9 protein-coding genes are annotated in these 13,143 nt (G+C 40.7%); 4 read left to right on the top strand and 5 right to left on the bottom strand.

Going from position 1 to position 13,143, the window contains the following annotated elements; translation table 11 throughout:
- Positions 1–410: 410 nt before the first annotated feature.
- Complete coding sequence (locus tag IM509_RS17260; RefSeq protein ID WP_052276161.1) at positions 411–1,364, top strand: RpnC/YadD family protein; 954 nt, start codon at positions 411–413, stop codon at positions 1,362–1,364.
- A 23-nt stretch (positions 1,365–1,387) separates the two neighbouring features.
- Positions 1,388–1,633: a hypothetical protein gene (locus tag IM509_RS17255; RefSeq protein WP_052276160.1), complete on the top strand. Its 246-nt coding sequence runs from the start codon at positions 1,388–1,390 to the stop codon at positions 1,631–1,633.
- Between the two features lie 134 nt (positions 1,634–1,767).
- Here the strand turns inward: IM509_RS17255 and IM509_RS17250 are convergent, their stop codons facing one another.
- The 3 genes from IM509_RS17250 to IM509_RS17240 form a co-directional block, all read right to left on the bottom strand.
- Entirely contained in the window at positions 1,768–2,334 is a 567-nt protein-coding gene (locus tag IM509_RS17250; protein WP_052276159.1) for a hypothetical protein, read from the bottom strand.
- A gap of 49 nt (positions 2,335–2,383) precedes the next feature.
- Positions 2,384–8,344, bottom strand: coding sequence for a type I polyketide synthase (locus tag IM509_RS17245; protein ID WP_185237201.1), 5,961 nt, complete (start codon positions 8,342–8,344; stop codon positions 2,384–2,386).
- 118 nt (positions 8,345–8,462) lie between these two features.
- Positions 8,463–9,422 (bottom strand): enediyne biosynthesis protein UnbU, encoded by a 960-nt coding sequence (locus IM509_RS17240; protein ID WP_185237200.1) that lies wholly within the window; start codon positions 9,420–9,422, stop codon positions 8,463–8,465.
- Here IM509_RS17240 and IM509_RS17235 point away from each other — a divergent pair.
- On the top strand, positions 9,421–10,065 hold the full coding sequence (locus tag IM509_RS17235) for a Uma2 family endonuclease (protein WP_052276156.1): 645 nt from the start codon (positions 9,421–9,423) through the stop codon (positions 10,063–10,065). The genes IM509_RS17240 and IM509_RS17235 overlap by 2 nt on opposite strands.
- A gap of 216 nt (positions 10,066–10,281) precedes the next feature.
- Here IM509_RS17235 and IM509_RS17230 read toward each other — a convergent pair whose 3' ends face one another.
- On the bottom strand, positions 10,282–11,007 hold the full coding sequence (locus IM509_RS17230; protein ID WP_185237199.1) for a hypothetical protein: 726 nt from the start codon (positions 11,005–11,007) through the stop codon (positions 10,282–10,284).
- An 831-nt stretch (positions 11,008–11,838) separates the two neighbouring features.
- Between IM509_RS17230 and IM509_RS17225 the strand changes: the two genes are divergently transcribed.
- Positions 11,839–12,531: a pirin family protein gene (locus tag IM509_RS17225; RefSeq protein WP_052276154.1), complete on the top strand. Its 693-nt coding sequence runs from the start codon at positions 11,839–11,841 to the stop codon at positions 12,529–12,531.
- A 60-nt stretch (positions 12,532–12,591) separates the two neighbouring features.
- On the opposite strand, the gene IM509_RS17220 is transcribed toward IM509_RS17225, so the two are convergent.
- Positions 12,592–12,834 (bottom strand): hypothetical protein, encoded by a 243-nt coding sequence (locus IM509_RS17220; protein WP_002740673.1) that lies wholly within the window; start codon positions 12,832–12,834, stop codon positions 12,592–12,594.
- Between the last annotated feature and the right edge of the window lie 309 nt (positions 12,835–13,143).

Below are 13,143 nucleotides of genomic sequence, written 5' to 3'. Positions count from 1 at the left end.
CCTTTATTATACAAAAATTGTTGATATAATTAATGAACTTCTGGCAGAACGTAGGTTGGGTTGAAGCATGAAACCCAACGCCTATTAAAATAACCTTTATTATACAAAAATTGTTGATATAATTAATGAACTTCTGGCAGTTTCGAGAGAAATTTTTTGTTCAGTTTACCAAGTTTGGTCATGTTTTGATTATAGCCATCCCTTAAGGAAATAGGGTGAGCAGAACCCACCCTAGGTTAAGTTTATTAACGTTTTTTGCTAAGTTGGGTTAATCCCAGTCCACCAATAGCAAAAAGTCCTAAGGAAGAAGTATCACTATTTTCGCAGGGGATAGGAGTAGGGTTAGAATTGTCCATTGTTTTTGAAAGATTAGGATATTATTTATTATATAGCAATTAGGCGGGAAAGGCATGGCTGAGGTGACAGCTAATTACGACAAAACATGGAAAGAAGCGATTAGCACTTATTTGGCAGAGTTCTTAAGCTTCTTTTATCCCAATATTTATCAAGAAATTGACTGGAATCAAACCCCTATTTCCCTTGATAAAGAATTAGAAAAAATTACGGCAGCTGCGGAAACTGAGCAACGCTATGCTGATAAATTATTGAAAGTTTGGTTATTAGATAATCAGGAAATCTGGCTTTTAATTCATATTGAAGTCCAAAGTCAATATGATCTAAAATTCCCTCAACGAATGTTTATTTATAATTATCGAGCCTTTGATTTGTACCATAAACCCGTTATTAGTTTAGCTATTTTAGGGGATGAAAGTAGGTCTTGGCGACCGGATTTTTATCAATATGGGTTAGGGGGAAGTCAAGTGAGAGTCGATTTTTTAATGGTCAAATTATTGGATTATCAATGGGAAGACTTAGAACAAAGTGAGAATATTTGGGCTATAATAGTCATGGCACACCTAAAAACTAAGGCTACGACTAATAATCTCAGGGAGCGTGAACAATGGAAGTGGAACTTAGTCAGAGGTTTATATCAAAGGGGATTAACCAAGTTTGAGATTATCAATCTAGGGAAATTCATTGATAAAATGATGACCTTACCCCCGCAACTTCAACTTAACTTTAAAACAAAACTCAGTCAATACGAGGAGGAAAACAAAATGCCTTTTTTAAGCACCATAGAAGAAATGGCTCTCGAAGAAGGAGCTAAATCAGGAGCTAAATTAACTAACCAAAAACATATCATTTTGGCTTTACAAAGTCGTTTTGGGGAGATTCCTAATTCCCTAATTGAAACGATTAACCAAATTGAGGATGTGTCTGTCTTAGAGAGTCTTTTTGTTCCCAGTATTACTATTAATTCATTGGAGGAATTTCAACAGTTAGTTAATGACTCTTTATCTTAATTAATACGAGGAGGAGAGCAATCATGCCTTTTTTAAGCACCATAGAAGAAATGGCTCTCGAAGAAGGAGCTAAATCAGGAGCTAAATTAACTAGCCAAAAGTATATTATTTTAGCTTTACAAAGTCGTTTTGGGGAGATTCCTAATTCCCTGATTGAAACGATTAACCAAATTGAGGATGTGTCTGTCTTAGAGAGTCTTTTTGTTCCCAGTATTACTATTAATTCATTGGAGGAATTTCAACAGCTAGTTAATGACTCTTTATCTTAATTAATACGAGGAGGAGAGCAATCATGCCTTTTTTAAGGACTAGAGACAACTTTTCAGCACAATTAACTAGAGGAATAGGGTAAATACTCATTTACCCCCATTTTCCTAATACTTTCTTTGACTTTGACTCAAATTTAAACTAATCTCCCCTCATTCATAGGTGGAAAACGATGATAATACATGGCAATCATCATGGGAATTAGAACCATTAAGTTATAGAAAAGATGCAGTTCTAACCGAGGAAACCAAATTTGTCCGATACTAATAGGAACGCGAGAATCCCATAAGTTTTGACCAATAACAGCTTGTCCTAAGAGTAAAGCGTGTTCAAAATGATGATAGAATTGTAATCCTAAGGCCAAATCCCACCAAATACGAGCTTTTCCATGAAAAGAAGGACGAAAAATAGCTAACCCTAATAACATAAAAAGAGCGTGTCCATAGTGTAGCCATTCCGAGCGCATTAACCAAGGTTTCCAGAGTCCTAATAACCCTAAACACTCCGGTCTCGGCCATCCTAAACCCCACAATTGATAAGCTTGAATAATATGTTCTGAGATGTGGGCAATAGTCACTATCATAAAGATTTGCATCCCCAATTTATGCCAGCGTCCATTCATCGCATAAACGAAAGAACGGATGATATTTGAAATCGGTTGAATAGGGTTTCTTTGGTTGGGAATTTGTCGAACTGTGGTCATGATTTGGTTCTCCTGTGGTTTAAAAAAGGGTAAAACTGGATAAGTTTTATCAGAAAACCTTTGCTGGTTCTGTCTGAAGTAAGTCCGATTTTTTCTGAACTGTTTGGACAAATATTGCCAAGATGAAAGCTGTCTTGATTTCTCGGAAAGAAACAGGTAAAGTGATGATTAAATCCTTTCCTGAAGATAACCACAAAATAGGGGATAAAGGGGTTAATTGTTGAGAGAAAGACGATAAAGTTAACGGGATATCGAGACTCAAACCCGCTTTCTTAATACTTTCTTTAGCAGACCAAATGCGAGTCGCTGCCATATTAAAATCCTCATGATTCTCTTGACTAATTACCTCCGCTAAATTAAAGGAATTTTCCCCCAATAAATCGCGCCACATCTGCACATCACGGGGGATAATCGGTTCCAGATCGCATCCTGACGCACCCTTAAGCACAAGGGTTAAATCTTCGGCATGAGATACCGAAACCGTCTCGTTATCGCTTAATTCGGGCTTGCCATCCCCCCGACGCTGAATTACACTAGGGGATGAGGTTAACATCCCTAAACTGCGATCGCTTCTGACTCGTCTTTCTACCGTTGCATCCCGATCGAGAATTAAAGTTAAATCGACATTAGGCATCATCTCCTTGATCTTTCGTTCTAAATAACAGGGTAAAAGGGCTGGAATCCAGGGATCTTGAGGATTTCTGTGTTTAATCACCTTTAATTCCAATCCTTGCCACACTTCTAAGAGATTGCCATCGTTATTGAATACCTCAAGATCATAGACAAAGGTATCTCCTTGATGCAGTCTTTCTTTGGCTGAAACAAACTGATTTTCGCCTAAATTGACAGAATATACCGTTAAGCGTTCTATGCCAGTGGGTAAAATAGTGGCATGGGGAACACAAGCTTGTAAAGCATGGATAACGGCATCTCTTGCCCCTGCATCGCCTAAAATCAGGGATTGAGGTAAATAACGACTAAACCAAGCAGTTTTTGGCTCAATGTTAATTTCTGCAATACATTCGGTTGCTTTGAGATGAGAATAACCCTTAATTCGTTGAAATCTTGCTTTATGGAACAATAAATGACCATATAAGTCCGTATCTGGGTTAATTTGAGGGTTATTTTTTCCTTCTTTAAGGGGGACAGGGGGGATCAATGGGCGACAGTCTGGCGCCCCCACAGAAGAATGGCTGATGATGGCTTCAAAATGATCGATACTAAACCCTGTATTGGCACAGCGAATAACGGCCTTAACCTTTCCAGAATCGGTGATTAAGGTAGCAATTTGTATCTTTAATGGTTTATCGGCAGAAACCACGATCGGACGGTTAAATTTAACCGATTCAAACCTTAATCCTCCAGTTTCCCCCTTGTTAAGGGGGACGGAAGGGGGATCTTGGTTTTCCCCCTTGTTAAGGGTTTGATCCTCCTTCCTTGCTAAGGTGGGGAGTAATGCAGTGGCCACCTGCGCGATCGCTTCTAACCCCAAGACACCGGGGAAAATGTATTCTCCTTGATAAACATGATCTTGTAAATAAGGATCATTGTCTAAGGATAATTCTGCTTCAGTAATCAGTTCAATTCCCGTGTAATGAACTTTCTTTGTCTCTAAAAAGCGTAAAAAAGATAATTCTTGCGGTTTTAAGCTTAAAGTCGGAGGTTCACCAAAACGCCCGGCGATGATAACAGAGGCAGTGGGTAGGGATTGATTTAAAAGTAAATGTAAGTATTTAATGCCAATATCGGGAGAAATAGGGGTAATACCTTCATTTCTTAGCTTTTCAACTGTTCCTAAACGTTCTCCCATGCCAATACCGGACCAAACCGACCATTCTAGGTTTAAACAGCGACAATTAGGGTATTTTCGACTAAATTCCGCTACAATATTCCCTAACCATTCATTGGCTAACCCATAGTCTGCTTCTCCTTTCAATCCAGTTTCGGCAATAATTGAACCGAAGGTGATTAAATAGTTGAGAGAATCGGGATTAATTTCCGTTAAGATATGTTGCAAACCCTTGACTTTTGGAGCTAAAGTTGCTATAAAATCTTCTGGTTCGAGATGTTGAATTAATTTCGGTGTATTAACCCCCGCACCGTGTAAAATTCCCGTAATTTCTCCTAAATTTGTCTTAATTTCGGCGATAGTTTGCTGAACTGACTCAGCATCACTGACATCACAAGAATAATAATGGACTTGGATGTTTGCAGACTTCATTCTTGCTAAATTTTCGGCTAATTCTCGGTTATCTTCAGGTTGAGAACGTCCTAAAATCGCTAAGGTGGCTTTACTTTCTTTAGCTAAGGATAAGGCACATTCTGAGGCAATACCTCTCCCTCCTCCCGTCACCAAAAGAAGCTCCTTGATTTTGCTTTTATTTGAACTTTTTAGGGCTTTTTTCTGCTTAGGGTTATCGGTATCTTTTTCTAACCCTAACAAGTTTAATTGACGAACAAACCGTTTTCCGTTTTCATCATAATAAACTTCTGTATAGCTATCGGTTGCAGTGATTTCTGAGAGAATGATATTAACTGCATTGGGATGATGAAAAGGAATATCAATCACACAGGTAGGAATTTGACGATTTTCTAGATAAAAAGTTCTCGCAAAGGACGCATATCCTCCTCCTTGTTGAATCAAAATCAAGGGTTTTTTCTCTTTTATAGATAATTTTGCCCCTTTTAAAAGCAAATCGATTTCTGATTCATCAGGATGGGATTTTAAACAAATAATGATCCCTTTTTCCTGCTCATGCTTTAAGGTGGGTTGTAAAACAGATAAGTTAGGTAATAAAGGATGATCAGCATGGGCGATAATATGCCAATTTCCTGCTTTTTCTCGATTTATTTGCTTTTTATCTGATTTAATTAACGGTTTTTCGATTAATTCAACCGTAAACGCACGCACCCAATTATCAACACCCATAGGGATTGATTCTTGAGGAATTTGGGAATTATTTTTGCCTAATTCTTCTAAAGCTGCTGCTAGATCCTGAATAGTTGCATTCGCATAATCTGTCGGTGAATGGGGAGGAGATAAGTCTAACTGACGCGCTGCTTCGATCACTAATTGACTGACACTGATAGAATTAAGGTGCAGATCCGCCAACAAGCGATGATGATTTTCAATGGTTTCTAGGGGTAATTCTGTTTTTTGTGCCACCAATTGACGAATAACTTCAATTTTTGAGGTTTGAGGTTTCAGGTTTGAGGTTTCAGGTTTGAGTTTTTGGCTATGATTAGGCAATAAAAGATCAATATTTTCTACTTTTGCCTGTTGACTTTTGCCCTTTGCCTTGATCTCACATGGATTGGCAATAAAATGGGGTTGATAGTCTAAATTAAAGGGACGACTAAATCTATCTTCAAATAACCCTTGATAGTTAACCTTGACACCATTAACAAACATCACTGCAACCGTTTTCAATAACCCTTGTAAAGACTCACTGCTGCTATCGAGAGAAATTACGGGAATATCCGTTATATCTGCCACTAAACGGCTTAATATGGAACCAGAACCCACTTCAATGAATAAATCAACCTCTTTCTCTGCTGACTTGACTGCATCGATGAAGCGCACGGGTGAGGTGATTTGTTCTAACAAAAGCGAGCGCCAGTCGGTATTTAATGGCAATTTTTCGCCCGTTACGGTAGAAATAACCGTTTTTTCCAGGGAATTTAAGGGATAAGTTTGTAAATAATCTTCTAAGGGTTGCACAGCCCGGGCCACTAGGGGAGAATGGAAGGCATGGGAGACAGGCAAATAAACGGTTTTAATACCTTTATTTTGGGCTTTTTCAACAACATCCTTAATCCCTAATTCCTCTCCTGAGATTATTGTCTGATAGGGTGAATTTAATCCCGCAATCTCAACGATACGTCCATTTAATAAACTTTTAACCGTTTCTGCATCGGCGTTAATGCTGGCCATTTTACCTGTTGGGTGGCCCAGTTGTGCCATTGCTTGACCGCGAATTTTAGCTAGATTAATTAATTGAGTCTTATCATAGGCATTTGCCCAAAATAAAGCGCATAATTCCCCTAAACTGTGTCCTATGGCTAAATCTGCTTTAATATTTAAGTTTTCTAGGAGTTGTAACCCCCCTAGGCAAGCCGTAACGATCGCCGGTTGAGCAATATTCGTCACCGTGTTATCCTTACCCTTGGCCAACTGAGCCTTGTTATATAATTGTTTAATCACAGGAAAACGTCTTTCCCAGAGTCCCCCATGAAGATAAACTGGTGCGGATTGCCCCGGAAAGAGAAAACCTATTTTATTGATCTGTTTTTCGTTATTGGTAAAGATATTATCTAAATTTTGACCGGGGGGGATCAACGAGTGCAAGCCTTGCGCTCCTACAAGGTGATTGGTTAAGCTATCGGGGGAAGATGCAATAATGGCCAGACGATAGGGTAAATGAGGATTGACCTTTTTCGCTAATTCAACGGCAAGATCCGTCATTTCTGACTGGGATATGCGAGGAACAATATTTAATAACCGATTAACCTGTGCTTGTAAGTCTTCTTGACTATTTGCACTCAATAGGAATAACTCCGCATCTTGGGGAGAATGGATTAATTTTTGTTCCTGTGGCGTTAAAGTGTGACGACGAATCTGACTTAATCCCTCGATGATAATATGACTGTTAATGCCCCCAAAACCCATGGCACTCACTCCTGCCCGTAAAGGTAAGGAATTTGGCCAGATTTGCCCCTCTTTTAATACCTGTAACCTTGCCTTGTCTTCGGTTAACCGAGCCTGAGGGCGATCGCAGCCCGTCACTGGTGGTAAAATTTGACGATGAACCGCCATAGTCGCTTTAATTAACCCTGCTATCCCCGCTGCTGCCTTAGTATGACCAATATTCGCTTTAATTGAACCAATAACGGCTTTATTTACCGTATCTGGATGAATACGAGATAAAACCTCTAATTCGGTTCCATCACCCACCGCCGTTCCCGTACCATGGCCTTCAAAATAAGCTATAGTATCTCCCGTAAATTCAGCCCGTTTATAGGCGCGATTTAAAGCCAATAACTGTCCTTCCACTTCTGGGCGAGTAATTCCGCCTTTGCCATCGGAAGAAATCCCCCAACCCTGAATAACAGCATAAATCCGTTTATTTTGCGCTAGGGCATCCCCATGACGCATTAACACCAAAAAACCGCATCCTTCCCCCGGAATAAACCCATTAGACCCTTGATCATACACTTTCATCTCCCCAGAGGCTAAGGCCCCCGTTTTGGCAAAACCCACCAACTCAAAAGGGTCCATACTAATATCCACACCCCCGACTAAAGCGATATCTAAATCTTCAGCGACTAAAGCCGAACAACCATTCGCTACTGCCAGTAAAGAGGAACTACAAGCCCCATCGACGATATATCCGCCCCCTTTTAAGTCAAAATAATTGCAAATTCTCCCCGCTATCGTATTCGCGAGATTTCCCGCTAAAGATTCCTCTCCAATCGGTTCAAAGGGTTCTTTAAAGCGATTTTCTAATTCATTTAAGAAAATTTGCCGTTCTTTGTCCGATAATCCTTGTTTTAATAATTGTTCTTCTACCCTATGACGCACATAGGGCCAACGCAATCTTAGGGTATTAGCCCGCGATAACTCGCCTGTGAGGGTATTTCCCAGTAAAACCCCGGTTGTTTCTTTATTTAACCCCTTTCCGTTGGGAAATCCCGCATCATTCAACGCCTGAGACGCAATATCTAAGGCTAACCAGTGGGTTAAATCAGCCGAACGAAAGGTACTCCCCACCACTTTATAAGCAATGCGATCGAATTCATAGCCCTCAATAACGGCAGCTTGAGTCGAATAAATAACATCGGGGGCGCTTTTATCGGGAGAATAGTAGTCACTTAACGATAATCGCTCTGAGGGAAAGCGACGAAATGCCCGACGCTGAGACAGGACATTTTCCCATAATTCCTGTGGAGAATCGGCATCAGGATAAAGACAAGCCATGCCAACAATAGCAATTTGAGGAGAAGCTTTCATAGTCAATGACCAGGAGAATGTTACTGTAGGAGCGTAAGGCTTACGCCCTTTTCATTTGTAGTTTGTAGCTAAAAGCTGTAGGGTGGGCTTTGCCCACAAAAACCCCATAATATATTGGTTAAGGACTTGATAAAATGCTGGAAACCTGTACTAGGGGTAATTTTGCTTTTAAGGGTTCAACCGCTAAAATCAAACCTCTGAAACAACACACCAGCGTCAATCCGAAAAACATCCCAAAAACAATGTGAAAGGACATCAAAATGCCATAAGCAACGGCTACAGATGCCCCGAAAATTATCTGCTCACGGGGGTTAATTGGTGTTGTTCCCGGATCCGTCACCATATAGAAAGTAAAGAGGACAAAAGCCACCCCTGTCATGGGTAATAGGGCGGGGATTAACGGTGTCTGAAAGATAGCACTTCTGAGGATTGCTTGTAAGATAAAAGCCCCTAACCATCCCGCAATTAAAGGCAATTTACGAGTAAAACGGGCATTTAAAAACGTTCCCGTACAAACAATTAAGACGGGTAAAATCCAATCTGCCCAACCGCTTAAATTCTCAGTAAACTGATAGGGGGGCGCGATGCCAATCCAAGGAAATAAGAGTAAGGTAACGCTAATACCAAAATTAGAAGGATTGAGAAAATGACGGGTTTTATCCGCCACTTTTAACCGAAAAATTGCTTTAGATCCGATAGCCACCGCTACTGCAAACATAATCGGAAATAAACGCTCATTAGCATAGAGTAACATAGCGATCGCTAATGAGGTAATATGGGCAGAAAGCAGAAAATCGACAAACTGACCGATACTTCCTAAATATCTAGGTTTAAAGCCATTTACCCCGGCATCAACGCTTTCTAATAATAATTCTACGCTGTAACCTGTTGCTAAAGCCACCAGAGGTTGCGCCCAAGATTGTTCAAATCCGAGGACAGTATGACCTAAAATATTGAGAAAGGTAATCGCTATAGCAAAGCGTCGTAATCCTGCTAAACGGTTAGGTTGATAAGAAACCGTAGAACGCTCTACTGAAGAGCTAAAATAGGGAAGATTAAATAATTGAGTGGTTGTCATGGTTATTGTTGAAGATGAGTTAAAGGAAATTATCTTTCCCAAAAGTGATTTACTGAGTGATGAACCCCCTATGGAGTCCTATTTGCATTTACAACAGATGATTCTGCTCCTAAAATGCTTAGAATGGTATTGGCAAGACAGAAATGATTTTTTTGTGGCTGGTAATCTGACTATTTATTACAGTCCCAATCAACGAAAATCAGAATATTTTAGAGGTCCTGATTTTTTTGTGGTTTTGGGAGTAGCAAGAAAACCGCGTAAAAGTTGGGTAGTGTGGGAAGAAGATGGGAAATATCCCCATGTCATCATCGAGATTTTGTCTGATTCAACGGCAGAAACCGATCGAGGTCTCAAGAAAGAAATTTATCAGGAAACTTTCCGGACTCCTAACTATTTTTGGTTTGATCCCAATAGTTTAGAATTTAAGGGTTTTCAGTTGATGGTAGGAAAATACGAAGAAATTGCAGCGAATGAACAGGGCTGGTTATGGAGTCAACAGTTAGAATTATTTTTAGGGGTTCATGACAGCCAATTACGCTTTTTTACCCCTGAAGGTAAACTTGTTCCCACCCCTGAAGAAGTGGCAGAAAAGATGGCTCGGAAGTTACAAGATTTAGGGATAGATTGGCGAGATTTGGCTTAAGTTTGACCTGAAATCTCGATCAAGCCAGCTGAACTGCAACTTATGAAGTAATCTGCCCAAATGCTACAGTTAGGCGTTTTTCCCGCGATAATAAACAAAAATCGAGCTATATTTGCCAATTCTCGACATGATTTGCTATACTCCAAGAAGTAACTACATTCTTCCTCAGCCCCCAATTGGGGGCTTTTTCTTGGTAAAAAAGAAGCGATCGAAGGCTTATTTTGGCTCTTTTTTGCCTTTAAATCCGACTATTGAGCTTAAACCTACGGCAATTAAGCCTAATACAGCTGAAGGTTCGGGTACAGGAGGAATATCAAGAGGTCGAAGACCATGAGTCTCTTCTGGCCCTATAAATGGGATGGTCGTGATAGGTAAAAAGTTACCCGTGTTTGGACTAATACTCCAAGTACCACTCCCTATCAGTGTTGATGGACCAAAAGATGCTAACACCCCTCCATTTTCATCTTTAGCAACCGCTTTAACTGGTAGGTTTGCCTCCCAAGTATTATTATTGTTAATTGTAATGGTTCCGTCATTTTGGGCACCATTTAAGGTAATGAAAATGAATGATTGTCCACCACCAGGAAGACCAACAGGACTAGCCGATTTTACACTCAAAGCGATGATTTTTAGACCAACTGTACAAGAGTTTGGATTTAGATCGCCTAATCCCTCATCGAAGGTACAATCTCCAATTCTTTCAAGAATGGTATCAACAGGAAAACCAGGAAATGGGGCTGGAGTAATGGCATATCCTTGAAGCGGAACGACACCTATACCAGGTATAGTAACAGTCGTATTTGAGGGATTTGTCTCAAAATAGTCGCGGCCTGCCTTTATATCTACAGCTTTCGCTCCTTCTGGCATCCCTAATAAAGCAACCCCCAAACCCACAGCACCAATGAGACCCGTAGTGACGGGTTTTAACCGAGTATTAATCATTTGACTGAAACTCCTTCGAGTAACTACATTCTTTCCTGAATTTTACAACAAGAATTTTTCCTGTCAAGTTATAAATCAGGATCATTTATTAAGTTTTATTACACTATTTACCCGGGTAAGCGTAGCTCAAACGCTGTTGATAATTGGCCAATTTTGTCAGCAGCTTGCTATGTGGGCATTTCAAAGGATAGCAGTCAATCAGAATAGTTACTAACTTGACCTATTTGGTCGATTGTTGCCTAACAATTGAGAGGGCAAATTCTACCCAAATATACCCAAATCGCCCTCTAGGTTTATTTTGTCAAGGATTGTTAAAATACGCTTACCCTGACTATCTACACTTCCTATCCCTCCTCTGACAGAAAAGGGAGGCTCTCTTAGGTTTGGTGGGTAAAATGTATTCTAAGATACAGTCCTGCTGACGAGCGAGTGGAAGGAACCACAAAGACACAAAGGACACAAAGATTGATCGCTTCTATAGTAAGTTAAACTTATCACACAGAACCTAGAAGAGCCGCTTTGTCTGGCAAGACTCCTACGAATAATTGCTTTTAAAATAGCCTTAGCTTGACAGGAATCAGAATTATTAAGTAGGTAGGTGTTAAAAATTGTCAGACACCCCCCTTATCAAGGGGGGCAGGGGGGATCCCCCCGCCTATCGGCACCCCCCTTATCAAGGGGGGCAGGGGGGATCCCAGTCAAAATCCATAAAATTTAATAACATTGCCATAATGATTACTCCAAGGTAACTATCTGACTTTTAGTGCCTACTTATCATTTTTGGCAATATTTTATAGACTAGGAATATAGAAATAAAAAAGAGGAAAACCGATGATTACTATACGCAAAGCGGAGGAAAGAGGCCACGCTAACTATGGTTGGTTGGATACCTATCATACTTTTTCTTTTGCCCAATATTATGATCCCCAACAGATTAATTTTAGGAGTCTAAGAGTTATTAATGAGGATAAAGTGATTGGGGGAAAAGGATTTCACACCCACGGACACCAGGATATGGAGATTTTAACCTATGTTTTGGAGGGAGAACTAGAACACCAAGACAGTCTCGGCACAGGTTCCGTGATTCGACACGGTGAAATTCAACGGATGAGCGCGGGAACAGGGATAAAACACAGTGAATTTAATCATTCTGCCACTAATCCCCTGCATCTTCTGCAAATTTGGATTATTCCCGACCAAAAAAATCTAGAACCCAGTTATGAACAAAAAGCGATCGCATTTTCTCCCCATACCTTACAATTAATCGCCTCTCCCACCGGTGCCGATAATGCGGTTAAAGTCCATCAAGACGTTAATCTCTACTCGGGAATTCTGCCCCCAGGCCAGTCCCTGACTCATCCCTTAGCTCCCAGTCGTTATGCCTGGTTACAGGTGGCTAGAGGGCAAATAACCCTAAATAGCGTGCATTTACAAGCGGGGGATGGAGCGGCAATTAGCGAGGAAACTTCCTTGGCTATTCAATCTCTAGAAGACTCGGAAATTTTGCTTTTTGACCTAGGGTAGTGGGGTTGAGTGTTAGGAACCCTAGTGGCTAAGTTTTGCCGCCAATTCCCCGGCCGACTTTCAGCCATCAATACTGTCCACCACGCTCAGAAAATCGTTGTGGATTAGCTCGGCGATAAAATTCTCCGGATCGGTGATGGGAACAGTAACGCCTTGGCTGGCTACCATCTGTGCAGCCATCCGAGTCATGAAGTCCTGTCTTGTTTCCGTCATTCTCCCCTGACATTGTTGTAATTTTTCCACCAATTCCAGTGGGGAATCGGCCACCAGTTTATCTCCCTCGCGGGTGACATAAATTGTCATCTTTCCTACCTCCTAAATGATCGGGAACGAGAATTCGGCACTACTAAACCACTTCTTTTCTCGCTATCATTATTGCTAGTTAGTTAGCCCCAGCCTCGTCCGTCTTTCCCTGTTTCCACTATTTTTTCTGGCTTGTCGCCGGGTAATTATTAAGTAGCTGGTTATAATTAGGGCTTGCTGAATAAATGTGAAATGTAGGCAAGGTAAGGGTTTTGTGGCTTTTCTTGCGAAACAGGTGCAAGATTTTGAGAGAATCGTGCTTCAAAACCTTGCGTCTTCATCGGCCCGCGTCCTGTAGGGGCGAAGCAT

The organism is Microcystis sp. M31BS1, from assembly GCF_020245285.1.
GTDB lineage: Bacteria > Cyanobacteriota > Cyanobacteriia > Cyanobacteriales > Microcystaceae > Microcystis > Microcystis panniformis.
The sequence above is the reverse complement of the archived record's forward strand: the minus strand, read 5'-3'. Positions and strand labels throughout refer to the sequence as shown.

What these genes read in the sequence shown, in the direction of transcription:
- IM509_RS17260 (WP_052276161.1), top strand. Translation starts at nt 411, where the DNA reads ATGGCTGAGGTGACAGCTAATTACGACAAAACATGGAAAGAAGCGATT.
- IM509_RS17255 (WP_052276160.1), top strand. Translation starts at nt 1,388, where the DNA reads ATGCCTTTTTTAAGCACCATAGAAGAAATGGCTCTCGAAGAAGGAGCT.
- IM509_RS17250 (WP_052276159.1), bottom strand. Translation starts at nt 2,334, where the DNA reads ATGACCACAGTTCGACAAATTCCCAACCAAAGAAACCCTATTCAACCG.
- IM509_RS17245 (WP_185237201.1), bottom strand. Translation starts at nt 8,344, where the DNA reads ATGAAAGCTTCTCCTCAAATTGCTATTGTTGGCATGGCTTGTCTTTAT.
- IM509_RS17235 (WP_052276156.1), top strand. Translation starts at nt 9,421, where the DNA reads ATGGTTATTGTTGAAGATGAGTTAAAGGAAATTATCTTTCCCAAAAGT.
- IM509_RS17240 (WP_185237200.1), bottom strand. Translation starts at nt 9,422, where the DNA reads ATGACAACCACTCAATTATTTAATCTTCCCTATTTTAGCTCTTCAGTA.
- IM509_RS17230 (WP_185237199.1), bottom strand. Translation starts at nt 11,007, where the DNA reads ATGATTAATACTCGGTTAAAACCCGTCACTACGGGTCTCATTGGTGCT.
- IM509_RS17225 (WP_052276154.1), top strand. Translation starts at nt 11,839, where the DNA reads ATGATTACTATACGCAAAGCGGAGGAAAGAGGCCACGCTAACTATGGT.
- IM509_RS17220 (WP_002740673.1), bottom strand. Translation starts at nt 12,834, where the DNA reads ATGACAATTTATGTCACCCGCGAGGGAGATAAACTGGTGGCCGATTCC.